Source organism: Micromonospora parva (assembly GCF_000718515.1).
GTDB classification, from domain to species: Bacteria; Actinomycetota; Actinomycetes; order Mycobacteriales; family Micromonosporaceae; genus Micromonospora; species Micromonospora parva.
The window spans coordinates 55,897-79,995 of sequence record NZ_JNZS01000001.1 but is presented as its reverse complement, the minus strand read 5'-3'; the positions used below and the strand labels follow the sequence as shown (position 1 = coordinate 79,995).

24 protein-coding genes are annotated in these 24,099 nt (G+C 72.1%); 20 read left to right on the top strand and 4 right to left on the bottom strand.

Translation table 11 applies throughout. The annotated features are described in order from the left end of the window. The first annotated feature begins 229 nt into the window (after positions 1 to 229). The 5 genes from IF22_RS0100340 to IF22_RS0100320 all read left to right on the top strand — a co-directional run bounded on the left by IF22_RS0100340 (position 230) and on the right by IF22_RS0100320 (position 5,608). Positions 230 to 1,528: an ABC transporter substrate-binding protein gene (locus IF22_RS0100340; protein WP_030327436.1), complete on the top strand. Its 1,299-nt coding sequence runs from the start codon at positions 230 to 232 to the stop codon at positions 1,526 to 1,528. A gap of 70 nt (positions 1,529 to 1,598) precedes the next feature. Beyond that, positions 1,599 to 2,591 (top strand): carbohydrate ABC transporter permease, encoded by a 993-nt coding sequence (locus IF22_RS0100335; protein WP_030327434.1) that lies wholly within the window; start codon positions 1,599 to 1,601, stop codon positions 2,589 to 2,591. Further along, complete coding sequence (locus IF22_RS0100330; protein WP_030327433.1) at positions 2,584 to 3,423, top strand: carbohydrate ABC transporter permease; 840 nt, start codon at positions 2,584 to 2,586, stop codon at positions 3,421 to 3,423. The genes IF22_RS0100335 and IF22_RS0100330 overlap by 8 nt, the downstream gene beginning before the upstream one ends. A gap of 29 nt (positions 3,424 to 3,452) precedes the next feature. Then, positions 3,453 to 4,829, top strand: coding sequence for a GH1 family beta-glucosidase (locus IF22_RS0100325; protein ID WP_030327432.1), 1,377 nt, complete (start codon positions 3,453 to 3,455; stop codon positions 4,827 to 4,829). Positions 4,830 to 4,939: 110 nt separating this feature from the next. Then, positions 4,940 to 5,608, top strand: coding sequence for a TMEM175 family protein (locus IF22_RS0100320; protein WP_051708066.1), 669 nt, complete (start codon positions 4,940 to 4,942; stop codon positions 5,606 to 5,608). Between the two features lie 52 nt (positions 5,609 to 5,660). On the opposite strand, the gene IF22_RS0100315 is transcribed toward IF22_RS0100320, so the two are convergent. Further along, on the bottom strand, positions 5,661 to 6,248 hold the full coding sequence (locus tag IF22_RS0100315; protein ID WP_245233466.1) for a nucleotidyltransferase family protein: 588 nt from the start codon (positions 6,246 to 6,248) through the stop codon (positions 5,661 to 5,663). Between the two features lie 126 nt (positions 6,249 to 6,374). On the opposite strand from IF22_RS0100315, the gene IF22_RS0100310 reads away from it, so the two are divergent. The 7 genes from IF22_RS0100310 to IF22_RS0100280 all read left to right on the top strand — a co-directional run bounded on the left by IF22_RS0100310 (position 6,375) and on the right by IF22_RS0100280 (position 12,503). Beyond that, complete coding sequence (locus IF22_RS0100310; RefSeq protein ID WP_209444453.1) at positions 6,375 to 6,869, top strand: 2Fe-2S iron-sulfur cluster-binding protein; 495 nt, start codon at positions 6,375 to 6,377, stop codon at positions 6,867 to 6,869. Further along, a complete protein-coding gene (locus IF22_RS0100305) occupies positions 6,866 to 7,849 on the top strand; it encodes an FAD binding domain-containing protein (protein WP_030327426.1) in 984 nt (327 codons plus the stop codon). Before IF22_RS0100310 ends, IF22_RS0100305 begins: the two co-directional genes overlap by 4 nt. Further along, positions 7,846 to 9,930: a xanthine dehydrogenase family protein molybdopterin-binding subunit gene (locus tag IF22_RS0100300; protein WP_030327425.1), complete on the top strand. Its 2,085-nt coding sequence runs from the start codon at positions 7,846 to 7,848 to the stop codon at positions 9,928 to 9,930. Before IF22_RS0100305 ends, IF22_RS0100300 begins: the two co-directional genes overlap by 4 nt. Positions 9,931 to 9,958: 28 nt before the next feature. Next, positions 9,959 to 10,324: an ArsR/SmtB family transcription factor gene (locus IF22_RS0100295; RefSeq protein ID WP_030327423.1), complete on the top strand. Its 366-nt coding sequence runs from the start codon at positions 9,959 to 9,961 to the stop codon at positions 10,322 to 10,324. Further along, complete coding sequence (locus IF22_RS0100290) at positions 10,324 to 10,965, top strand: SRPBCC family protein (RefSeq protein WP_030327422.1); 642 nt, start codon at positions 10,324 to 10,326, stop codon at positions 10,963 to 10,965. The genes IF22_RS0100295 and IF22_RS0100290 overlap by 1 nt, the downstream gene beginning before the upstream one ends. A gap of 49 nt (positions 10,966 to 11,014) precedes the next feature. Beyond that, a complete protein-coding gene (locus IF22_RS0100285; protein WP_030327421.1) occupies positions 11,015 to 11,524 on the top strand; it encodes an NUDIX domain-containing protein in 510 nt (169 codons plus the stop codon). Positions 11,525 to 11,693: 169 nt separating this feature from the next. Then, a complete protein-coding gene (locus IF22_RS0100280) occupies positions 11,694 to 12,503 on the top strand; it encodes an SAM-dependent methyltransferase (protein ID WP_030327419.1) in 810 nt (269 codons plus the stop codon). 84 nt (positions 12,504 to 12,587) lie between these two features. On the opposite strand, the gene IF22_RS0100275 is transcribed toward IF22_RS0100280, so the two are convergent. Beyond that, complete coding sequence (locus IF22_RS0100275) at positions 12,588 to 14,045, bottom strand: ATP-binding protein (RefSeq protein WP_030327417.1); 1,458 nt, start codon at positions 14,043 to 14,045, stop codon at positions 12,588 to 12,590. A gap of 110 nt (positions 14,046 to 14,155) precedes the next feature. After that, entirely contained in the window at positions 14,156 to 15,814 is a 1,659-nt protein-coding gene (locus IF22_RS0100270) for an NAD(P)/FAD-dependent oxidoreductase (RefSeq protein WP_030327416.1), read from the bottom strand. A 151-nt stretch (positions 15,815 to 15,965) separates the two neighbouring features. Here IF22_RS0100270 and IF22_RS0100265 point away from each other — a divergent pair, with 151 nt between their 5' ends. The 3 genes from IF22_RS0100265 (at position 15,966) to IF22_RS0100255 (ending at position 19,282) form a co-directional block, all read left to right on the top strand. Beyond that, the gene (locus tag IF22_RS0100265; RefSeq protein ID WP_030327415.1) at positions 15,966 to 18,203 is read left to right on the top strand and encodes a hypothetical protein; all 2,238 of its coding nucleotides are present in this window, start codon (positions 15,966 to 15,968) and stop codon (positions 18,201 to 18,203) included. Between the two features lie 25 nt (positions 18,204 to 18,228). After that, entirely contained in the window at positions 18,229 to 18,720 is a 492-nt protein-coding gene (gene smpB / locus IF22_RS0100260; RefSeq protein ID WP_030327414.1) for an SsrA-binding protein SmpB, read from the top strand. 169 nt (positions 18,721 to 18,889) lie between these two features. After that, complete coding sequence (locus tag IF22_RS0100255) at positions 18,890 to 19,282, top strand: SCO5389 family protein (protein ID WP_030327413.1); 393 nt, start codon at positions 18,890 to 18,892, stop codon at positions 19,280 to 19,282. 47 nt (positions 19,283 to 19,329) lie between these two features. Here the strand turns inward: IF22_RS0100255 and IF22_RS0100250 are convergent, their stop codons facing one another. Next, positions 19,330 to 20,196 (bottom strand): aldo/keto reductase family oxidoreductase, encoded by an 867-nt coding sequence (locus tag IF22_RS0100250; protein WP_030327411.1) that lies wholly within the window; start codon positions 20,194 to 20,196, stop codon positions 19,330 to 19,332. 137 nt (positions 20,197 to 20,333) lie between these two features. Between IF22_RS0100250 and IF22_RS0100245 the strand changes: the two genes are divergently transcribed. From IF22_RS0100245 to IF22_RS0100225, 5 genes are all read left to right on the top strand, one after another. Further along, positions 20,334 to 20,777 (top strand): winged helix-turn-helix transcriptional regulator, encoded by a 444-nt coding sequence (locus IF22_RS0100245; RefSeq protein WP_030327410.1) that lies wholly within the window; start codon positions 20,334 to 20,336, stop codon positions 20,775 to 20,777. Positions 20,778 to 20,910: 133 nt separating this feature from the next. Beyond that, on the top strand, positions 20,911 to 21,333 hold the full coding sequence (locus tag IF22_RS0100240) for a TOBE domain-containing protein (protein WP_030327408.1): 423 nt from the start codon (positions 20,911 to 20,913) through the stop codon (positions 21,331 to 21,333). Next, the gene (modA, locus tag IF22_RS0100235; protein ID WP_030327407.1) at positions 21,330 to 22,109 is read left to right on the top strand and encodes a molybdate ABC transporter substrate-binding protein; all 780 of its coding nucleotides are present in this window, start codon (positions 21,330 to 21,332) and stop codon (positions 22,107 to 22,109) included. Before IF22_RS0100240 ends, modA begins: the two co-directional genes overlap by 4 nt. Positions 22,110 to 22,126: 17 nt before the next feature. Next, positions 22,127 to 22,960 carry a molybdate ABC transporter permease subunit gene (gene modB, locus IF22_RS0100230; protein ID WP_030327406.1) on the top strand — a complete coding sequence of 278 codons (834 nt, stop codon included), beginning with the start codon at positions 22,127 to 22,129 and terminating at the stop codon, positions 22,958 to 22,960. After that, positions 22,957 to 24,024, top strand: coding sequence for an ABC transporter ATP-binding protein (locus IF22_RS0100225; RefSeq protein ID WP_030327405.1), 1,068 nt, complete (start codon positions 22,957 to 22,959; stop codon positions 24,022 to 24,024). The genes modB and IF22_RS0100225 overlap by 4 nt, the downstream gene beginning before the upstream one ends. The last annotated feature ends 75 nt before the right edge of the window (positions 24,025 to 24,099 follow it).

Here is a 24,099-nt window from a genome sequence, read left to right as displayed (position 1 = left end):
CTCGTTCCCGTCGGCCGTTCGAGGCGACTGTAACCGCCTCGTGCTTGACGACCCACCGGCCAGCAACTTTAATGACGACATAAATTAAGCCGTGATGTAACTCCCGGGAAACGCCGACGGACCCCGACGGCGCACCCCCGAAACCCTGCCCGCAGCCGGCCCCCGCCGCCCGACCCCTATCGGCGACGAAGGCCAGCGGACCCCCACCACGCACCGGAAGGGCTGACCCGTGTCGAGACGACACCTCGGGATATTCACCGCCGCCGTACTGGCCGCCGCCTCGCTGACCGCCTGCGGTGGCTCCGGCGACGACTCCGCCGCATCGCCCAAGACGCTCACCTACTGGGCCAGCAACCAGGGCGCCAGCCTGGAGGCCGACAAGACCATCCTCCAGCCCGAGCTGGACAAGTTCGAGAAGCAGACCGGCATCAAGGTCACCGTCGAGGTGGTCCCCTGGTCGGACCTGCTCAACCGGCTGCTCGCGGCCGCCGCCTCCGGCAAGGGCCCGGACGTGGTCAACATCGGCAACACCTGGTCGGCGTCGTTGCAGGCCACCGGCGCGCTCGTCGAGTTCGACGACGCCACCCTGCAGGCCGTCGGCGGCAAGGACCGGATCGTGCCCGCCGCGCTCGCCGCCGCCGGCGCCCCCGGCAAGCCGCCGGCCGCCGTGCCGCTCTACAGCATGGCCTACAGCCTGTACTACAACAAGAAGTCGTTCGCCGACGCCGGCATCACCGCGCCGCCGACCACCTGGGAGCAGCTCGCCGAGTACGGCAGGAAGCTCAGCACCGGCGGCAAGTGGGGCCTGGCCATCGAAGGGGCCAACCCGTCGGAGAACGCGCACCACGCCTTCACCTTCAGCCAGCAGTACGGCGGCGAGTGGTTCGACTCGGCCGGCAAGCCGACCTTCGACACCCCGCAGAACGTCTCGGCGATCAAGCGGTACATCGACTTCATGGCCGCTGACAAGATCACCAACCCGAGCAACGCCGAGTACGCGCAGAACCAGTCGGTCTCCGACTTCGCCAACGGCAAGGCCGCCATGCTGCTCTGGCAGTCCGCCGGGTCGAACCTGAAGACGCAGAACATGCCCGCCGACGCGTACGGGGTGGCCCCGGTGCCGTTCCTGGCCAACCCTCCGGCCGGCGGCAAGAAGGTCAACAGCATGGTCGCCGGGATCAACATGGCGGTCTTCAAGCACACCAAGAACAAGGACGGCGCGCTGAGCTTCGTGAAGTTCATGACCAGCGACGAGGAGCAGACGATCCTCAACAAGACGTACGGCTCGCTGCCGGCGGTGAAGACCGCCGCCTCCGACCCGGCGTTCAGCGCCACCGAGCAGAAGACCATCCAGGAGACGCTGGTCACCACCGCGGCCCCGCTGCCGCAGGTGCCCGACGAGAGCACCTTCGAGACCCTGGTCGGCACCGCGATGAAGGAGCTGTTCGCCGACGCGGCCAGCGGCAAGCCGGTCACCGAGGAGTCGGTGAAGGCGAAGCTGACCGACGCGCAGCAGAAGATGCGCTGACCCAGGCGGCACCGGTGGCCGTGGTCGGGCGCTGAGCCCGACCACGGCCACCGCCTCCGAGAGGACCCCGATGGCAACCAGCACCACCGCGCCGGACGCCGACCGGCGCGAACCCCGGGCCGGGTCGCCGGCCCGGGGGCCGGTCCGCCGGCCCCGCGGCCCGCGCCGCTCACTCCTGCCGTATCTGCTGCTCGCACCGGCCGTCGTGCTGGAACTCGCCATCCACGTGATCCCGATGGTGGTCGGGGTCTGGATGAGCCTGCTGGAGCTGACCCAGTTCCACATCCGCGACTGGTCCACCGCGCCCTTCATCGGGCTGGAGAACTACCGAGCGACGCTCGACCTGAACAGCGCCGCCGGTAAGGAACTGCTGCACTCGTTCTGGGTCACCCTGGCCTACAGCCTGCTCTCGGTCGGGTTCGCCTGGCTGCTCGGCATCTCCGCGGCGGTCGTCCTGCAACGGCCGTTCCGGGGCCGGGCGATCCTGCGGGCGCTGTTCCTCACCCCGTACGCGCTGCCGGTCTACGCCGCAGTGATCACCTGGAGCTTCCTGCTGCAACGCGACACCGGCCTGGTCAACCACGTGCTCGTCGACCAGCTCGGGCTGCTCAACGAGCGGCCGTTCTGGCTGATCGGCGACAACAGCTTCTGGTCGCTGCTCGTGGTGTCGGTGTGGCGCAACTGGCCGTTCGCGTTCCTGTGCCTGATGGCCGGGCTGCAGAACGTGCCCGGCGAGCTGTACGAGGCCGCCGCGATCGACGGCGCGGGCTTCTGGCGGCGGCTGCGCTCGGTCACCCTGCCGATGCTGCGGCCGGTCAACCTGGTGCTGCTGCTGGTGCTGTTCCTGTGGACGTTCAACGACTTCAACACCCCGTTCGTGCTCTTCGGCGGCTCCGCGCCGGAGCAGGCCGACCTCATCTCCATCCACATCTACCGCAGCTCCTTCAAGACCTGGGACTTCGGCTCCGGGTCGGCGATGTCGGTGGCGCTGCTGCTGTTCCTGCTGGTCGTCTCGGCCGCGTACCTGCTGATCACCAACCGTCGGAGGGACGACCATGCGTGAGACCGCCGGTGAGCGCTGGGGCCGGCGCATCGTGCTGACCCTGCTCGCCCTCTTCGTCGTCATCCCGCTGTACGTGATGGTCACCTCGGCGGCGAAGCCGTTGCAGGACGTGCAGAACGGCTTCACCTGGTGGCCCAGCCGGCCCACCCTGCAACCGTTCATCGACATGTGGAGCACCGTGCCGCTGGCCCGGTACCTGGTGAACAGCCTGGTGGTGTCGAGCATCGCGGCGGTCTGCTCGGTGGCGGTGGCCATCTTCGCCGCGTTCGCGGTCAGCCGGTACCGCTTCCGGGGCCGGGGGGTGTTCTCGGTGGCGGTGCTGTCCACCCAGATGTTCCCCGGCATCCTGTTCCTGCTGCCGCTGTTCCTCATCTACGTCAACCTGGGCAACGCCACCGGCATCGAGCTGTACGCCAGCCGTACCGGCCTGGTCATCACGTACCTGACCTTCTCGCTGCCGTTCTCGATCTGGATGCTGGTCGGCTACTTCGACTCGATCCCCCGGGGTCTGGACGAGGCGGCGCAGGTCGACGGCGCCGGCCCGCTGCGCACCCTGTTCCAGGTCATCCTGCCGGCCGCCGTGCCCGGCGTCGTCGCGGTCACCGTGTACGCGTTCATGACCGCGTGGGGTGAGGTGCTCTTCGCCTCGGTGATGACCGACGAGGGCAGCCGCACCCTGGCCGTCGGCCTGCAGGGCTACTCCACCCAGTTCAACGTCTACTGGAATCAGATCATGGCCGCCTCGCTGGTGGTCAGCATCCCGGTCGTCGTCGGGTTCCTGGCCCTGCAGCGGTACTTCGTCGCCGGCCTCACCGCCGGCGCGGTCAAGTGAACCACCCAACCCCAGAGGAGAACCGACCCGTGCCCGACCTGTCCAAGCTGCCACCCGACTTCCTCTGGGGTGTCGCCACGGCGGCGTACCAGATCGAGGGGGCCGTCGACGTCGACGGCCGGGCACCGTCCATCTGGGACACCTTCTCGGCGACTCCCGGCAACGTCGACAACGGCGACACCGGTGCGGTGGCGTGCGACCACTACCACCGGTGGCCGGAGGACCTGGCGCTGCTGCGCCGCCTCGGCGTGGACGCGTACCGTTTCTCGGTGGCCTGGCCCCGGGTCATGCCCGACGGTGTCGGGCGGGTCAACGCCGCCGGGCTGGACTTCTACGACCGGCTCGTCGACACGCTGCTCGCCGACGGGGTTCGGCCGTTCGTCACCCTCTACCACTGGGACCTGCCGCAGGTGATGCAGGACCGGGGCGGTTGGCCCGAGCGCGCCACCGCCGAGGCGTTCGCCGACTACGCGGCGGTGGTGGCCGGCCGCCTCGGTGACCGGGTCGCCGACTGGTGCACCGTCAACGAGCCGCTCTGCGTGTGCTGGATCGGGCACCTGGAGGGCAACATGGCCCCCGGCGAGCGGGACCTGACCCGCGCGGTGCACGCCTCGCACCACGTGCTGCTCGGGCACGGCCTGGCCACCCAGGCGATCCGGGCCAACGCGGCCCGGCCGGCGTCGGTGGGCCTGGTGCTCAACCTCAGCCCGATCGAGGCGGCGACCGACCGGCCCGAGGACGTCGCGGCGGCCCGCCGGGCCGATGGGCACGTCAACAGGTGGTGGCTGGACCCGATCCACGGGCGGGGCTACCCCGCCGACATGATCACCACCTACGGCGTCGAGCCGCCGGTACGCGGCGACGACCTGGCGACGATCGCCACGCCGACGGACTTTCTCGGGGTCAACTACTACTTCCGGCAGCTGGTGGTCGACGACCCGACCGGCCCGGCCCCGCACGCCCGGCAGGTGCCGGTGCCCGGCTCGGTGGAGACCGCGATGGGCTGGGAGATGTACCCGGCGGGGCTGGAGCGGCTGCTCGTCGACGTGCACGAGGAGTACCGGCCGGGCCGGATCATCGTCACCGAGAGTGGCTCGGCGTGGCCGGACGAGGTCACCGCGGACGGCACGGTGGAGGACAAGGAACGCACCGACCACCTGGAGCAGCACCTGGCCGCCTGTGCGTCGGCGGTCGCCCGGGGTGTTCCGCTGGACGGCTACTTCGTCTGGTCGCTGCTGGACAACTTCGAGTGGGCGTACGGCTACGACAAGCGCTTCGGGCTGGTGCACGTCGACTACGCCACCCAGCGCCGGACGGTGAAGGCGAGCGGTCTGCGCTACGCCGAGCTGATCCGTGCCCACCAGCGGCTCGCCCGGACGACCGGCAGCGCGGCACCGGTGGCCTGACCGTCGGCGGTACGGGAACGGCCGCTCGGGTGTCGATCCCGGGCGGCCGTTGCCGTACCGATCGGCCGAAACCGCCGCGAGCCGCGTTGCCCAGTGGCTAGCCTGCGGCAATGTCCGCAGCACCCGACGAGGTCGAGCAGCCCGGTCCCCGGGGGCGGGTCTCCCCGACCGACCGGATGACGGCGTTCAGCGACGGTGTCTTCGCCATCGTCATCACGCTGCTGGTCATCGAGTTGCGGGTGCCGGAATACCACGAGGGCGAGCTGCTCACCGGGCTGCTCGACGAGGGCGCCTCCTACCTGGCCTTCGTGGTGTCGTTCGTCTACATCGGGGTGCTCTGGCTCAACCACCACGCGCTGCTGCGGCTGATCCGTGGCACCACCCTCGCGCTGAGCTGGATCAACCTCGCCGTGCTCTTCGGCGCGGTGATCATTCCCTTCCCCACCGCGGTGCTGGCGTCGGCGTTCACCCACGGCGACACCGACGACCAACGCGCTGCCGTCGCCCTGTACGCCCTGGCCGCGGCCCTGATGTCGGCCCCCTGGCTGGTCTTCTTCGGCTACCTGCACCGGCACCCGGCGCTGCTGGACCGTCGGGTCACCCCCGGGTACGTGCGGACGCAGCGGCTGCGGCCGATCACCGGCCTGATCCTGTACGGGCTCAGCGGTCTGCTCGGCTGGTTCGTCAGTCCGGTGCTGGGCCTGATCGGCGTCATCGCCATGATCGCCTATCACGCGGTCACCAGCGAGGGGCTGCCCCGCTGGCTCACCCGTCGCTGACCGGCCGAAGCGGTCCCCGGTGTCAGGCCGGCCCCCGGTGCCGGCCGCCGCGTCAGTCGGCGCAGGTCGGCCGCCGCGTCAGTCGGCGCAGGTCGGCCGGGGTGTCCACGTCGACCGGGGAGCCGACGTCGTCGCAGGGCACCTCGACCACCAGGTCCGGTCGGTCGCGCAGCAGGTCGCGGGCGCCCCGGTCGCCGACGGCGTACCCGCTCAGCAGCGGCCAGGCCCGCCGGGCCAGCAGGATCGGGTGCCCGGGGCGGCCGGCGTAGGTGGCGACCGCGACGACCGCGCCGTCGGCGTACGCCGCGCGCACCCGGCGCACCGCGACCGGGCTGAGCAGCGGCTGGTCGACGAGGACCACGACGGTGGCCGGCACGTCGGCCGGCAGCGAGGCAAGGCCCCGCAGCAGTGACGAGCCCAGCCCGTCGGCCCAGCGGTCGTGCCGGACCGGCACCGCGCCGGGCAGGTCGGGCACCCCGTCGGCGCCCGCGCCGAGCACCACGTGCACGGGTGCGCAGCCGCCGTCGGCGAGCAGTCGGACCGCGCGCCGCACCAGCGTTTCGCCGCCCAGTTCGACGAGCGCCTTCGGCCCGCCGTAGCGCCGGCCGGCGCCGGCGGCCAGCAGCAGTCCCGCAGTCACCGCCGTCACCTCCCGTACGAACGGCTTTGCGTTATTCGCCCTGAGATATACCGACAAAGCTAGTCTGGGCCGGTGCAGGGCGGACCGGAGAACACGACGACGATCGACGAGCGGCACTCGTCCCGGGTGACGGTCGAGGTCAACGGCGTGTCCCGCGAGGTCACCCTGGACAACCGCACCACACTGCTCGACACGCTGCGCGAGCACCTCGACCTGACCGGGGCGAAGAAGGGCTGCGACCACGGCCAGTGCGGCTCCTGCACCGTGCTGCTGGACGGCCGCCGGGTGAAGAGCTGCCTGATCTTCGCGGTCACCGTGGACGGCCGGTCGGTGGTGACCGTCGAAGGGCTGGCCGGGCCGGACGAGCTGTCCCCGTTGCAGGCCGCCTTCATCGCGCACGACGCGTTCCAGTGCGGCTACTGCACCCCCGGGCAGCTCTGCTCCGCCCGCGGCATGCTCGACGAGGTCTCCCGAGGTTGGCCCAGCGCCGTCACCGGCGACCTGAGCACGCCCGCCGCGTTGACCGACGCGGAGATCCGCGAGCGGATGGCCGGCAACCTGTGCCGCTGCGCGGCGTACCCGCACATCGTCGCGGCCGTGCGTGAGGCGGCGTCGTCGTGAGGGCCTTCCGTTACCACCGGCCCGCCGACGTGGCCGAGGCGGTCGCCGTGCTGGCGGCCGAACCGCAGGCCGCCTACCTGGGCGGCGGCACCAACCTGGTGGACCTGATGAAGCTCGGGGTGCAACGCCCCGACGTCCTGGTGGACGTGACCCGGCTGCCGCTGGACACCGTCGAGGAGCTGCCCGACGGCGGGCTGCGGATCGGCGCGACCGTCCGCAACAGCGACCTGGCGGCCCACCCGGTGGTGCGCCGCGACTACCCGGTGCTGGCCCGTGCCCTGCTCGCCGCCGCCTCCGGGCAGCTGCGCAACATGGCCACCACCGGCGGCAACCTGTTGCAGCGCACCCGCTGCGTCTACTTCCAGGACACCGGCAAGGCGTGCAACAAGCGGGAGCCGGGCAGCGGTTGCGCCGCCCTGCACGGGCAGAACCGCGACCTGGCGGTGCTGGACTGGTCCGAGCAGTGCGTGGCCACCCACCCGTCGGACCTGGCCGTCGCGCTGGCCGCCCTCGACACGGTGGTGGAGGTGCACGGGTCCGACGGCGCCCGCGACATTCCGATCGCCGACCTCTACCGCTCCCCCGGCACCCACCCGGAGCGGGAGACCACCCTCGCCCGAGGCGCGCTGATCACCGCCGTCCGGGTCCCGCCGCTGCCGGCCGCGCGCCGCTCGACGTACCTCAAGGTGCGCGACCGGGCCTCGTTCGCCTTCGCCGCCGGGTCGGTGGCCGCGGTGCTGGACCTCGACGGAGACGTGGTCCGCGACGTGCGTCTGGCGTACGGGGCAGTCGCACACCGGCCGTGGCGCGCGTACCGGGCCGAGGAGGAGCTGCGCGGCCGCCCGTTCAGCCCGGAGCTGGCGGCACGCGCGGCGGACGCGGAGCTGGCCGAGGCGCGCCCGCTGCGGCACAACGGCTTCAAGCTGCCGCTGACCCGGGCCATCACCGTGCGGGCGCTCACCGAGTTGGCGTCGTCGTGAGCACCGTCGGCCAGGCGTACCCCCGGCTGGAGGGCCGCGAGAAGGTCACCGGGACGGCCCGGTACGCGGTGGAGTACCCGGTGGACGGGGTCACCTACGGCTGGGCGGTGCCGTCGACGGTGGTGCGGGGCCGGATCACCCGGGTCGACACCACCCCGGCGTTGGCGTCGCCCGGCGTGCTGGCCGTGCTGCACCACGGCAACGCGCCCCGGATCGCGCCCGGCCAGCAGCCGGAGCTGTGGCTGTTGCAGGAACCGCTGGTGCACTACCGGGGGGAGTACGTCGCGGTGGTGGTGGCCACCAGCCTGGAGGCGGCCCGCGAGGGTGCCCGGCTGGTCCGCATCGACTACGACGCCGGCCCGCACAGCACTGTCCTCACCGACGACCACCCGGGCCTGTACAAGCCGGACCACGTCAATCCCAGTTATCCGACGGACACCGCCGAGGGTGACTTCGACGCCGGGTACGCGGCCGCCCCGGTGCGGGTGGACGCCACGTACCGGACTCCGGCGTACCACAACAACCCGATGGAGCCGCACGCCACAACGGCGCAGTGGCGCGACGGGCGGCTGCTGGTGCACGACTCCAACCAGGGCGCGTCGTCGGTCCAGGCCACCCTCGCCGAGCTGTTCGAGCTGCCCCCGGAGTCGGTCCGGGTCGTCGCGCAGCACGTCGGCGGCGGCTTCGGCAGCAAGGGGTACGCCAAGGCCGCCGTGGTGCTCGCCGCCCTCGCCGCCCGACACGTGGACCGCCCGGTGAAGCTGGCGCTGACCCGCCAGCAACTGTTCGGGCCGATCGGTTACCGCACCCCCACCATCCAGCGGGTCCGCCTCGCCGCCGACACCGACGGTCGGCTCACCGCCATCTGCCACGACGCGATCAGCCAGACCTCGACCATCCACGAGTTCGCCGAGCAGACCGCCGTCTACACCCGCAGCATGTACGCCGCGCCGCACCGCCGCACCACGCACCGGCTGGCCCGCCTCGACGTGCCCACGCCGTTCTGGATGCGCGCCCCGGGCGAGTGCCCCGGCGCGTACGCCCTGGAGTCGGCGATGGACGAGCTGGCCGTCGCCGTCGGCATCGACCCGGTGGAGCTGCGCATCCGCAACGACACCGACATCGACCCCGACCAGGGGCAGCCCTTCACCAGCCGCAACCTGGTGGCCTGCCTGCGCGACGGGGCACAACGCTTCGGTTGGGCCGGCCGTGATCCGTCTCCCCGGGCCCGGCGCGACGGGCGTTGGTTGATCGGCACGGGGGTGGCCGGGTCGAGCTACCCGGCCCGGGCCCGGCCATCCTCGGCGACGGCCACCGCCCGGCCCGACGGGAGCTTTTTGGTGCGGGTCAACGCCACCGACATCGGCACCGGCGCGCGGACGGCGATCTGGCAGGTGGCCGCCGACGCGCTCGGGGTGCCGCCGGAGCGGGTGGAGATCCGCATCGGCGACAGCGCCCTGCCGACCGCCCCGGTGGCCGGAGGGTCGATGGGGACCTCCAGTTGGAGCTGGGCGGTGATCCGGGCCGCTGAGGCGCTGCGCGAGAAGCTGCGCGACGGCGGGCCGCCGACCGACGAGGTGACCGCCGAGGCGGACACCGCCGAGGAGGTGGGCGGTCAGCCGACGCGACCCCGGTACGCGTACGGGGCGCAGTTCGTCGAGGTGCGGGTCGACGCGGACACCGGCGAGGTGCGGCTGAACCGGATGCTCGGCGTGTTCGCGGCAGGGCGGGTGGTGAACCCGACGACGGCGCGCAGCCAGCTCATCGGCGGCATGACGATGGGGCTGTCGATGGCGCTGCACGAGGAGGGCCTGCTCGACGAGCGGTACGGCGACTGGGTCAACCACGACCTGGCCACCTACCACATCACCGGTTGCGCGGATGTGGAGTCCATCGAGGCGTACTGGCTGGACGAGCGGGACGACGAGCTGAACCCGGCCGGGGTGAAGGGCATCGGCGAGATCGGCATCGTCGGTGCGGCGGCGGCGGTGGCCAACGCGGTGCACCACGCGACCGGCGTCCGGATCCGGGAGCTGCCGATCCGGCTCGACAAGCTCGTCGGAGTATCGGGCTTGGCTTAAATAAGCCGTCAGTGATACAACTGTCGTCGTGCACGCCTTCGACGTGCTGGGCGATCCCGTCCGGCGCCGCATCCTGGAGCTGCTCGCCGACGGCGAGCAGCCCGCCGGCGCGGTCAGCGCGGTCATCCGCGAGGAGTTCGGCATCTCCCAGCCCGCCGTGTCCCAGCACCTCAAGGTGTTACGCGACAACGGCTTCGCCACGGTGCGGGCGCAGGGCACCCGGCGGCTCTACGCGGTCGACCCGCGCCCACTGCGCGAGGTCGACGGTTGGCTGGAGCACTTCCGCCGGTTCTGGACCCCACCCCTGGCGGCACTCGCCACCGAGCTGGCCCGAGGCCGACGCGAGCGTCGCCTTCGTGGGCCCGCCGACCCATCCGACGAGAGGAACACCTGATGTTCGACGCCACCGAGCAGATCAACGCCGTCCAACGCACCGTCGGCAGCCGCACCCTGGAAGCCGGCGAGGCGCGGGTCACCACCATCAGTCAGACCTACCAGGCGACGGCCGAGGACCTGTGGGACGCCTGCACCAGCGCCGAGCGCATCCCGCGCTGGTTCCTGCCGATCTCCGGCGACCTGCGACTGGGCGGCACCTACCAGCTTGAGGGCAACGCGAACGGCACCGTCGAAAGCTGCGAGCCGCCGCACCGCTTCACCGCCACCTGGGAGATGGGCGGCGAGGTGAGCTGGATCGAGGTACGGATCACCCCGGTTGACGGGGATCGGGCCCGGCTCGACCTGGACCACATCGCGCACGTCGACCAGGACCGGTGGGCCCAGTTCGGGCCCGGCGCGGTCGGTGTCGGCTGGGACCTGGGGCTGCTCGGCCTCGCCTCGCACCTGGCTGGCGACGGCAGCGGAATCACCCCGGAGCAGGGCGCCGAGTGGACCGCCTCCACCCAGGGGCGACGGGCCATGGAACTGAGCAGCCAACTGTGGTGCGAGGCGAGCATCGCCGCCGGCACCGACGCCGACGAGGCGAAGGCCGCCGCCGAGCGCACCACCGCCTTCTACACCGGCACCCCGGCCGCCTGAGCCCGGCGGCGCGGCGGTTGGGGCGGGGATCGGAGTAACGTGCTGCGGCATGACCGGCACGCCGTACTCGCACTGCTCCTACTGCGGCGCCGCCTACCCGGCCGCCGCCGGATGGCCACGGGTCTGCGCGGTCTGCGGCGAGACCGTCTGGCGCAACCCACTGCCGGTGGCGGTCGCGGTGTTGCCGGTCCGCACGGCCGGGGGCCTGGGTGTGGTGGTGGTCCGCCGGGACATCGAGCCGGCCCGAGGCCTGCTCGCGCTGCCCGGCGGCTTCATCGAGTACGGCGAGGAGTGGTCCGACGCACTCGTCCGGGAGCTGCGGGAGGAGACCGGCCTGATCGCGGCGGCCGAGGACGCCCGCCTGTTCGCGGTGCACGGCGCGCCGGCGGGAGGCACCATGATGATCTTCGGAGTGCTGCCCGAACGGGCCGCCGAGGACCTGCCCCCGTCGGCACCGACCGACGAGGCCACCGAGTGGCTGGTGCTCACCGACCCCGTCGAGCTGGCGTTCTCCACCCACACTCGCGTCCTAGCCGAGTTCCTGACACCCACCTCCTGACGGCACCGACGGCACCGACCGCAGCGGGTGGCCTGACGACTCTGACCATGCCTTTGCCGCCATCAGGCAGCAGGGGACAAGGGTTTGGTCGATCCGCCAGGACCATGCGGGTGCCGCCGCGCCGCTAGGCTACGGCCTCGACGTCGTATGGCTGGTAAGGGGAGACGACATGTCGCAGGACCAAGCTGAGCAGCCGGTGGGAGGTTCGGCCGCCAAACTGGACACGACAGTGCCGCACTCGGCACGGGTGTGGAACTACTGGCTCGGCGGTAAGGACAACTTCGCCCCGGATCGCGAGGTCGGCCAACAGGTACAGTCGGTCTTCCCGGAAATCGTCGAGGCCGCACGGTATTCGCGCGCGTTTCTCGGACGAGCGGTGACCTATCTCGCCGCAGAGGCGGGGATCCGCCAGTTCCTCGACATCGGTACCGGCCTACCCACAGCCGATAACACCCACGAGGTCGCCCAACGGATCACGCCACAGGCGCGCGTCGTCTACGTTGACAACGACCCGATGGTTCTCGCGCACGCCCGGGTGTTGCTGACCAGCAGCCAGGAGGGCGCCACCCAGTATGTCGACGCCGATCTGCACGACGTGGACACGATCGTCCACGATGCCCGCGAGACACTGGACTTCGGTGAGCCGATCGCGCTGATGATGCTGGGCGTTATGGGTCACGTCGAGAAGCCGGCCGAGGCGCGGGCCATCGTCAACGCTTTGGTCTCGTCCCTACCGTCGGGGAGCTTTCTGGCGATGTCCGACGGTACGGCTACCAGCGAGCGGGCCATCGAGTCGCATCGGCAGTACAACGAAAGCGGTGCTCTGCCGTACCACCTGCGCGAGGTCGCGGACTTCACGGCGTTCTTCGACGGTCTCGACCTCGTCCGGCCTGGTGTCGTGCCGCTGGGGCACTGGCGGACCGACAGCAGGACCGCGTCCGCGGTGGATGGCTACTGCGGGGTCGCCCGCGCGCGCTGACGCGGGGACTGCCCGGCCGTCGACCCCGGTCAGGTAACCGCTGGCCTACAGGTTGAACAGCTCGCGGTAGAGGCCACCGGCGGTCTAGGTAGTCGGCGCGTCGCGGTGCTCGTCCGGCGGCCCCTCGGCGATCGGCAGCAGGACCCGGAAGGTGGTTCGTCCCGGCTCGGTCTCCACCCGGATGTCGCCGTGGTGCTTGTGCACCACGATCCGGTACGAGATGTCCAGCCCCAGACCGGTGCCCGCCCCCACCGGCTTCGTGGTGAAGAACGGCTCGAAGATGCGCGGACGCACCTCCGGCGGGATGCCCGGCCCGGTGTCGGTGATCTCCACCGCCAGCAGCTCACCGACCCGTCCGGTGCGGACGGTCAGCACCCCCTTCTCCCCCATCGCGCCCAACGCGTTGTCGATCAAATTGGTCCACACCTGGTTGAGCTCGGCCGCGTACGCCGGAACCGGTGGGAGGCTGCGGTCGTACTCGCGGACCAGCTTGACCTCGGCGGGGATCTTGCCCTTGAACATCACCAGCGTGGCGTCGAGCAGGTCGTGCACGTCCACCACCCGGTGCGGCGCGCGATCCAGCTGCGAGTACTGCTTGGCGGCGCCCACCAGCCCGGAGATCCGGGTTACCGCGTCGCCGATCTCGCGCATCAGCAGCTCGGTGTCGACCGTGTACGTGAGCCAGCGCACCGCCGCCTCCAGGTCCGCGGCCCCGACCGCGGCCTTCACCTGCGCCAGCCAGGCCGCGTCGAGCCCTCCGCCGACCAGGATCGGCGCCAGGTCCCAGGCTCCGTCGACCCCGTGCTCCTCCAACCAGTCGGTGAGGGCGTCCTCGGCGTCGGCGGTGGCCATCGGGGTCAATTTCGGCGCGGTGGCCACCCGGGCGACCGCCTCCTCCTGCAACGCGACCAGGCCGTGCAGGGCGCTCCCGTCGAGTCGCCCATCGGCGATCATGGCGAGCTTGTGCCGCATCCCGGCGACCCGGTCCCGCAGCACCGACGTGGCCCGCACCGCCGCCGCGGCCGGGTTGTTCAGCTCGTGGGTCAGCCCCGCCGACAGCGAGCCGAGGGCCAGCAGCCGCTCCCGCTCGCCGACGATGGCCTGACTGTCCCGCATCCCGAAGAACAGCCCCTCCAGCAGGTGCATGGGCATCGGGAACCAGGACCGCAGGGCCTCCGCGAAGTCCTCCGCCGGCAGCACGAAGAAGTCCGCGTCGGTCACCGCCCGCAGACTGTTGCGGTAGATCTGGTCGACCTGGTCACCCAGGTACGCCTGGACGGCCCCGCCGTACACCCCGCGCTGTTCGGTCCGGCTGACCTCGACGTCGTCGCCGCGCACCTGACGACTCAACGCCACCGCGCCGCGCAGCAGCACGAAGAAGCAGGTGGCGGGTTCACCCTCGCCGTACACGAGGGTGCCGCCGGCGCGCTGCTCCACCCGGCCGCGCTCGGCCAGCCAGGCGAGCTGCCCGTCGTCGAGCGACTCGAACAGGAACAGGGTGCGCAACTGGGCCGGTGTCAGCCCGTCAGAGTCGGTGCTCACTGGATCTCCTTGGTTCGCGGCTGCGGGGCTCGCAACACCGGCTCACTCCTCGCGCTCACCGGGACTCCTTCGCTCGCGACGGGGCTCGCACGACCAACCACTCCTCGCGCTCATTGGGCTTCCAGGTAGCGGTGCACGAGCGACACCGCCATCGCGCCCTCGCCGACGGCCGAGGCGACCCGCTTGACCGACTCGGCCCGCACGTCGCCGGCGGCGAACACCCCCGGCACGCTGGTCTCCAGGTGGTACGGGTCGCGCGACAGCGACCAGCCGGGCGGTCGCCGGCCCCCGGCGAGCAGATCCGGGCCGGTCACGATGAACCCGCGCCCGTCGCGGACCAGCACCCCGTCCAGCCAGTCGGTGCGCGGCTCCGCGCCGATGAAGATGAACAGCCAGGAGGTGTCGACCGAGCGGGCCTCCCCGGTGCGGGTGTCGCAGAGGGTGAGCCGTTGCAGGTGGTCCTCCCCCGCCGCGCCGACCACGGCGGTGTGCGGATGCACAGTGATCTTGTCGATCCGTTCCAGCTGGTCGATCAGGTATCGCGACATCGAGGCGGTCAGGTCCGCACCCCGGATGAGCAGGTGCACCCTGGCCGCGTACCGGGAGAAGTGGACCGCCGCCTGACCGGCGGAGTTGGCCCCGCCGACGATGTAGACGTCCTGCTCGACGCAGCTCGGCGCCTCGGTGGCAGCGGCGCCGTAGAACACCCCCCGCCCGGTGAAGTCGGCCAGCCCCGGGGCGTCGAGCACCCGGTACGACACGCCGGTGGCCAACACCACTGTGTGCGCGGCGATCTCGGTGCCGTCGCCGAAGCGCAGCAGCCGGGCACCGCCGGCCTCGCTGAGACCGACCACCTCCCGGGCGCTGAGCAGCTCGGCACCGAACTTGACCGCCTGGCGCCGGGCCCGGTCGGTCAACTGCGCGCCGGACACGCCGTCCGGGAAACCCAGGTAGTTCTCGATCCGACTGCTCTGCCCGGCCTGACCGCCGGTCGCCCGTCGCTCCACGAGCACGGTACGCAGCCCCTCCGAGGCGCCGTACACCGCGGAGCCGAGCCCGGCGGGGCCACCGCCGATCACCACCAGGTCGTAGAAGTCACACGCCGGCACCACCGTCAACCCGGCCAGGGCGGCCAGCTCGGCCTCACTCGGGGCGACCAGCGCCTTGCCCTCGGGCGTCACCACCAGCGGCACGTCCGCCTCGGTGGCCCCGGCCGCGTCGAGCAACCGGACACCCTCCGGGTCGTCGGACAACAGCCACCGGTACGGCACCAGGTTGCGGGCCAGGAAGTCGCGGACCTTGAACGACGGCGCGGACCAGCGGTGCCCGACGACCCGGATCTCGGCGCTGGCCGCGTCCGGGGTGGCCGCCCACGCCTCCAACAGCCCGTCGACCACCGGGTACAGCTTCTCCTCCGGCGGGTGCCAGGGCTTGAGCAGGTAGTGGTCCAGGTCGACCACGTTGATGGCCTCGATCGCGGCGTCGGTGTCCGCGTACGCGGTGAGCAGCACCCGCCGGGCGGCCGGGAAGATGTCCATGGCCGCCTCGAGGAACTCGACGCCGGTCATCTCCGGCATCCGGTGGTCGGCCAGCAGCAGCGCCACCTGTTCGCCGCGCAGCTTGACCTCGCGCAGGGCGTCCAGCGCCTCCGGCCCCGAGGAGGCCCGCAGCACCCGGTAGCGGTCGCCGTAGCGGCGCCGGATGTCGCGGGCAACCGCCCGGGACACCACGGGGTCGTCGTCGACGGTCAGGATCACCGGGTTCGCCATGGCGCCATGAAATCACCTGCACCCTGTCGACCGCACCACCGCCGGGGTCGGACCCATGGTTGATCGCGTTGGCGATGGGTAAGCCGGGGAGCCGCGTGGGTGCCCGGAGATCGACGACCCGCCCGGTTGCCGCGCACACCTCGGGGGGCCCATGGCGCACGCGACACCGACCCGACCGACGACGTCGGGCGCGATCGTGGAGCTGCGGGTGCACGGGGTCTCCGGCGCGGGGGCGGACCAGGTGTTGAACCGGCCCCACGTGCACCAGGTCGCCGGGGACCGCAGCGGAGGGTTCTTCCGACCGCGTCCCGGCTATCCGGACTCCACCGGAACCGACGGGGTGACGCTGGAGGCGTACCGCTGGAGTGACCTGCCGTCCGGCACGGCGGTGCGGACGTTGTCGCTGGTCTTCCTGCTGCCGTTCATGCTCTGCAACGTGGCGCTGTGGATGCGCCCGGCGGACACCGTCTCGACGCGCGGCTTCATGGCGCTGTGCCGGGTGCTCGCGCTCACCCTCACCGCGCTCTACGTGCTCTCCATCGTCGGGGTGGCGTTGGACCTGATCGCCTGGCGCTGCATGGACACCCCGTCGTGCCTGGCCGGCCGGAGCTGGCTGTCCTGGCTCGGCGGACGCCCGCCCGGGCTGCGCCTGGGCGTGCTGGCGCTCGTGCCGGTCGCCGCCATCGGGATCGTCTGGTGGTTGGGCGCCCGCCCGAGCCACTCGTTCGACGCGTTCCGGACGCCGACGACGCCGGCGTCGAAGCACCGGTTGAGCGCCGTCGGCCAGTGGGACGGTGAGCCGCTGGTGGGTCGGCTGCGCTCGGTGCACGTCGCTGCGGCGTTCGCGACGCTGAGCGGCAGCCTGCTGGCCGCGCGGGCCAGTCAGCACTCCTCGTGGGTGATGGTGATCCTGCTGGCGGCCACCGGGGCGGTGCTGTTGGCCTGCCTGGTCCTGGTCACCGTGGTGGCGAGCATCGACCGCACCGACCCGTCGCCCCGGGTGGACGGCGTCTGCCGCGGGCTGCGCACGATCGCCTGCGGCCTGACGATGCTGGTGATCGTGCACATCGTCATCAGTCCGGCGCCCTGGCCGCAGGGCGGTTCGCTGCCCGGTTACGACGCGATCGTGGCCTGGCTGTTCGTCAGCCAGACCGTGCTGGTGGTCGTGCTCGGCACGTTGGTGATCTGGCGTCGGGGCGACGGGCAGCACCGGTCGCCGCTGCGCGCGTTGGGAGCGCCGGTCTTCATGACGATCTCGGCGGGGCTCGCCGTGGCGTTTTCCGCCGAGCTGGTCTACCGGGTGGCGGACCTGCTCGATCGCAACGGGACGACCGCCGACGGCCTGGAGACCAGCCCTCCGCTGGCGTACAAGTGGGCGATCTTCGGGTTTTTCCTGGCCGTGGTGACGGCTCTGCTGGTGGCCGGTCTGGTCACCAGGATGACCCGGCGTGAGCGGATGCGGGCCGCGCGGGCGATCGTGGCCGCCGACTTCCCGCACGCGCCGCCGCAGGCGGCGGACCGGCTGCGACGGGTCGAGCAGGCGGTCGCCCGGGCACGTTTCACCGAGAACCTGGAACCGCTCTCCGTGGTGTACGCCTGCCTGGCGGCGCTCGGCCTGGCCACCAGCGTGCTCGGCCTGCTCCAGCTCCGGCCGGGCAAGGTGGTGCAGCGCTACGTGGGAGTGCCGGAGGGCATGGTCAACTTCCTGATCGGGTCGGGTAGCTACGTCATCGCCGCGATCCTGCTCGGTCTCGTGGTGGGCGGCATCTTCGCGTACCGGACGGCGCAGTTTCGCCGGTACGTGGGCGTGCTGTGGGATCTGGGCACCTTCTGGCCCCGGGCGGCGCACCCGTTCGCGCCGCCCTGTTACGCCGAGCGGGCCGTGCCGGAGTTGGCGAAACGGATCACCTACCTGGTGGAGCAGGGGCACTGTGTGCTGCTGGCCGGGCACAGCCACGGCTCGGTGCTGCTCGCCGCCACGGTGCTGCAACTGCCCACCCGGATCACCGACCGGGTCGCCCTGCTGACCTACGGGTCGCCGCTGGGCCGGCTGTACTCCCGGCTGTTCCCGGCGTACGCCGACGAACCGGCACTGTGCGAGATCGGCGAACGGGTCGGCTGGCGCTGGATCAACCTGTGGCGCGACACCGACCCGATCGGCGGCTGGATCTTCGCCGCCCACCGTCCCGGAAAGGCCGAGACGCTGACCGGGCCGGCGGCGACGGTGGATCGGCGGTTGACCGACCCGCAGGACGTGGTGCCACCGCCCAGCGACAGTGTTCCCCCGCCGATCCTGGGGCACTGGCCGTGTGAGTCGCAGGAGGCGTTCGCCGAGGCGGTACGGGAGCTGACCCGGCGGTTGCGCCGCGAACACCGGACGACCGGCTGACCCGGCGACCGGATATCGTCGCGGGGTGAGCCCGTCCACACCGCCCGCACGCCGGTTGATCGCCTCCAACAAGAAGGCCCGGCACGAGTACACGGTGCTGCGCACGTACGAGGCGGGCATCGTGCTGGTCGGCACCGAGGTGAAGTCGCTGCGCGAGGGGCGGGCCTCGCTGGTGGACGCGTTCGCCCACGAGCGCGACGGCGAGATCGTGCTGTACGGCCTGCACATCGCCGAGTACGCCTACGGGACGTGGACCAACCATGCCCCGCGCCGCAACCGCAAGCTGTTGCTGCACCGGGCCGAGATCGACCGGATCCTGGACAAGGTCCGCGAGGGCGGGGTGACCATGGTCCCGCTGTCGATGTACTTCGAGAACGGTTTCGCCAAGGTCGAGTTGGCCCTGGCCAAGGGTAAGCGCTCCTACGACAAGCGGCAGACCCTCGCTGAGCGCGACGCCAACCGGGAGATCGCCCGCGAGCTGGGCCGGCACCTCAAGGGCCACCCCCGCCGTCCCTGATCTCGGATCGTCAGTCCCGGGCACTGCCCCTCTCACCGGTCGCGCGCGTCTTCCGCGCGGGTCGCGGCGCGGCGCGCCCGGACATCGTTGACGTCGCTCGACGAACGTGGTCTGCTCAGCTGACGCCGTTAATGAAAACGGTAATCGTTAGCTGATGCGGAGGAGAATCATGTCGCTCACCGTCCCACCCGCCCTGCTCGACGCCGCCGAACGCGGCCCCGTCGACGACGAGGCGTTCATCGCCTGCGTCCGCGACTCACTGCCCTACGCGTGGGCCACCGTCAGCCGGGTCGTCGCCGAGCTGGAGGCCGGCGACGACGACCTGGCCGACAACGTCGTCCCGCCACCCACCGACGCCGACCGGGGGCAGCTGCTGCGGGCGCTGGCCAGCGACGCGATCCGCGCCGGCCTGGAACGGCACTTCGGCGTACGCCTGGCGTTCCAGAACTGCCACCGCGTCGCCGCCTTCCGCCCGTCCGCCGTCGACGGGGAGCGCTACCGCCGCTTCGTGTCGACCCGTGGCCAACTGCTCAACCAGTCGCCGCAGCTGCGCAACTGCTGAGGGCGCCGGGTGGACCCGCCGGAGTCGCCGGCGGGTCCACCCGGGCGCTAACGGCCGATCGTGTCCAGCTCGGCGAGGTCGTCATTGGAGAGGGAGAGCGCCGCGCCCGCGATGTTCTCGCGCAGGTGCGCCGCGGACGAGGTGCCCGGGATCAGCAGGATGTTCGGCGACCGTCGCAGCAGCCAGGCCAGCGCCACCGACATCGGCGCCGCTTCCAGCCGGGCGGCCACCGTCGACAGCACCGACGACTGCAGGGGGCTGAAGCCGCCGAGAGGGAAGAACGGCACGTAGGCGACGCCCTGCCCGGCGAGCGCGTCGATCAGCTCGTCGTCGCGGCGGTGCGCGAGGTTGTACATGTTCTGCACGCACACGATCGGTGCGATCGCCTGCGCCTCGGCCACCTGCTCCGGCGTCGCGTTGCTCACCCCGAGGTGCCGGATCAGGCCCTGCCGTTGCAGGTCGGCGAGGGTCTCGAACGCCTCGGCGAGAGAGCCGGGCAGCGGGCCCGCGGCGTCGCCCAGCCGGAGGTTGACGAGGTCGAGCACGTCGAGACCGAGGGTCTCCAGGTTCTCGTGCACGGACCGGCGCAGGCTCTGCGGGTCACGGGCCGGTGGCCAGCCGCCCTGCGGGTCACGGTTTGCACCGACCTTGGTCACGATGTGCAGCGAATCGGGGTACGGGTGCAGCGCCTCCCGGATCAGCTGGTTGGTGACGGTCGGACCGTAGGCCGCCGAGGTGTCGATGTGGGTGATGCCGAGCTCGACTGCCGTACGCAGGACGGCGAGTGCGCCGTCGCGGTCGGCCGGCGGTCCCATCACTCCGGGGCCGGCCAGTTGCATGGCGCCGTAGCCGAACCGGGTGACCGTCAGGCCTCCCAACGTCCAGGTGCCGCCGGGAAGGGAGGTGGTGAGCATGTTCGTACCTCTGGCTCTCGTGTCGCGCCGAGCGGTGCCGACGCATCGTCTACCTGCTCCACCCTCGGGGTGTAGCTTCACTTTCGGAAGTAGGCACCTGAAGGTGCGTAACGCCCCGGCGGCTGAGGAGCGGCTCGATGACAACGACCACGGCGGCGCAGAAGAGGGCTCAGGCCAAGGTGGAATATGACGCCTTCCTGGCGCAGTGTCCGAGTCGAAAGCTGCTCGACCGCATCGCTGACAAGTGGGTCACCCTGGTGCTGGCGGCGCTGAACAGCGACGGCTCGCACCGCTTCGGCCTCGACTGCGCGGGCGAGCCCCGCCCGATGCGCTACTCGGAGCTGTCGCGCCTGCTGGCCGGGGTCAGTCAGAAGATGCTCACCCAGACACTGCGCTCCCTGGAACGCGACGGTCTGATCACCCGCACCGTGGTGCCGACAGTGCCCGTCACCGTCACCTACGAGCTGACCGACCTCGGCATCTCCCTGCACCACCTGATGCGTGGCGTGAAGGGTTGGGCCGAAGCGCACATGGACGACGTGCTCGCCAACCGCGCGACGTACGACAACCGCGACGCCTGAGCCGCGCGCCCCCCGAGGCAAACCCGGGCCGCGCGGGAGACACGCAGTCACGGCCGCAGAAGCCCCAAGAGGTACGCAGACACGGCTCGTTTCGGCCTTTCGCGCTCGCAGATGCGGCAGCTATGGTGAGCCGGTGACGATGTTCCGGATCGGTGAGGCGGCCGACCTGCTCGGCGTCAGCAGCGACACGATCCGCCGCTGGGTCGATGCCGGGCGGCTGACGGCCGGGCGCGACGAGCACGGCCACCGGGTGATCGACGGCGTCGACCTGGCGGCGTTCGCCCGCGCCCAGGCCGCCGACCCGGACGCGGGCGCCGAGTTCTCCTCGGCCCGCAACCGGCTGCGCGGCATCGTCGTCGACGTCCGCAAGGACACGGTGATGGCCCAGGTCGACATCCAGGCTGGCCCGTTCCGGGTCGTGTCGCTGATGAGCCGGGAGGCGGTCGACGAGCTCGACCTGCGGGTCGGGTCGGTGGCCGTCGCGGTGATCAAGTCGACAACGGTGGTGGTGGAGCGGGCCGCACCAGCGTCGAGCAGGGGAAGGCCGGGCGGATGAGCGCGCGGACGACGCGCACGGCGATGGCCGTGGTCATGGCGCTGGCGGCCGCCGGCTGCGGCGCGGGCGACGACAAGGCCTCCGGCGCGGACGGCCGGGGCACCGGGGCGGTGACGGTGTTCGCGGCCGCCTCGCTGACCGAGTCGTTCCGCCGGATCGGCAAGGAGTTCGAGGCCGCCAATCCCGGCAGCACCGTGACCCTCAACGTCGCGGGCAGCTCCGCGCTGGCCAACCAGATCAACCAGGGCGCGCCGGCGGACGTGTTCGCCTCCGCCGCCCCGGCGAACATGGCCACGGTCACCGAGGCGGGCAACGCCGACGGCACACCGACCGTCTTCGCCCGCAACCAGTTGGTCATCGCGGTGCCCCGGGACAACCCGAAAGGCGTGACCGGGCTGGCCGACCTGAGCCGGCCCGGCGTGAAGGTGGCGCTCTGCGCCAACCAGGTGCCCTGCGGCGCGGCGGCCCGCACCGTCCTGGACGCGGCCGGTGTCGCGCTGACACCTGTCACCCTGGAGCAGGACGTCAAGGGCGCGCTCGCCAAGGTGAAGCTCGGCGAGGTCGACGCCGCTCTGGTCTACCGCACCGACGTGCGTGCGGCGAGCGCCGACGTGACCGGTGTGGAGTTCCCCGAGTCGGCGCGGGCTGTCAACGACTACCCGATCGTCGCGCTGAAGGACGCGCCCAATCCGGCCGGCGCGCGGGCTTTCGTCGCGTACGTCCGCTCGGCGCCGGCGCAGACGGTCCTCGCCGAGGCCGGGTTCCAGGCCCCGTGAGGCAGGTCCGCGACGACATCGCAGGCGAGCGTGACGAGGCGGCACGCGAGCGCCGGGCCACGCCGCGACGGCGGGGGCGGGTGCCGGCGGCGCTGCTGATCCCCGCCGGGGTGGGGCTGCTCTTCCTCGTCCTGCCGCTGGTCGGGCTGGTGATCCGGGCGCCGTGGACCACACTGCCGCAGCGGCTCACCGAGCCGGGCGCGTTGACCGCGCTGCGGCTGTCGGTGCAGACCGCGACGCTGGCGACCGCGCTCTGCCTGCTGCTCGGGGTGCCGCTCGCCTGGGTGCTGGCCCGGGTCGAGTTCCCCGGCCGCCGGCTGGTGCGGGCGCTGGTCACCGTGCCACTGGTGCTGCCGCCGGTGGTCGGTGGGGTGGCGCTGCTGCTGGTCTTCGGCCGGCGCGGGCTGCTCGGCGGGTGGCTCGACACCACGTTCGGCATCACCCTGCCGTTCACCACCACTGGTGTCGTGCTGGCCGAGGCGTTCGTGGCCATGCCATTCCTCGTGATCGCCGTGGAGGGTGCGCTGCGCGCCGCCGACCACCGCTACGAGGAGGCCGCCGCGACGTTGGGGGCCAGCCGGTGGACCGCGTTCACCCACGTCACGCTGCCGTTGGTGGCGCCCGGGCTGGCCGCCGGGGCGGTGCTCTGCTGGGCGCGGGCGCTCGGCGAGTTCGGGGCCACCATCACCTTCGCCGGCAACTATCCCGGCCGCACCCAGACCATGCCGCTCGCCGTCTACCTGGCGTTGGAGACCGACCTGGAGTCCGCGATCGTGCTCAGCCTGGTGCTGCTCGTCGTGTCGGTGGGCATCCTGGTCGCGTTGCGCGACCGCTGGATGAGCACCGCATGAGCGATGCCCTGCTGGACGCCCGGGTCGTCGTCGACCGGGGCGCCTTCCGACTCGACGTGCCGCTGCGGGTCGCACCCGGCGAGGTGGTCGCGTTGCTCGGCCCGAACGGGGCCGGCAAGACGACCGCGCTGCGCGCGCTGGCCGGGCTGCATCCGCTCACCGCCGGTCACGTCACCCTCGACGGCGTCGACCTGGACCGCCCGGCCACCGGGGGCTGGGTGCCCACCGAGCGCCGGCCGATCGGCGTGGTCTTCCAGGACTACCTGCTCTTTCCGCACCTGAGCGCGGTGGACAACGTGGCCTTCGGGCCGCGCCGGCACGGTGTCGAGCGGCGGGCCGCCCGCGCCACGGCCCGGGAGTGGCTGACCCGGGTGGGGCTCGACGCGCAGGCACGGCACCGGCCCCGGCAGCTCTCCGGAGGCCAGGCGCAGCGGGTGGCGCTGGCCCGCGCGCTCGCCGTGGCACCGTCGCTGCTGTTGCTGGACGAGCCGCTGGCCGCGCTGGACGCCCGCACCCGGTTGGACACCCGCGCGGAGCTGCACCGGCACCTGTCGGCGCACGCGGGCGCGACGGTGCTGGTCACCCACGACCCGCTGGACGCGCTGGCGCTGGCCGACCGACTGGTCATCGTCGAGGGTGGCCGGGTCGTGCAGGAGGGCGACGGGCCGAGCGTGACCGCCCGGCCGCGCACCGACTACGTCGCCCGGCTGGTCGGGTTGAACCTGTACCGGGGCCGCGCCGACGGGCACGGGGTGCGGGTTTCACCGGAGCTGACCCTCACTGTCGCCGACCGGTTGGACGGCGAGGCGTTCGTGGCGTTCCGGCCGGCCGCGGTGGCGCTGCACCCGGCCCGGCCGGAGGGCAGCGCGCGCAACACCTGGGCGGGGACGGTGGTCGGCGTGCAACGCCACGGTGACAACGTACGGGTGCAACTGGACGGGCCGATCGGGGTGGCCGCCGACGTCACCCCGGCCGCCGCCGCCCACCTGCGGCTGATCCCGGGCCAGCGGGTGTGGGCGGCGGTCAAGGCGACCGAGACGCAAGCGTACCCGGCCACCGGCTGACCGGGGCGCGCGGCTCGCACCGGCGCGGACGTTGCCCACCCGTGCGGGAGCGCGTCAGCCGGCTGTCGCGCGGGA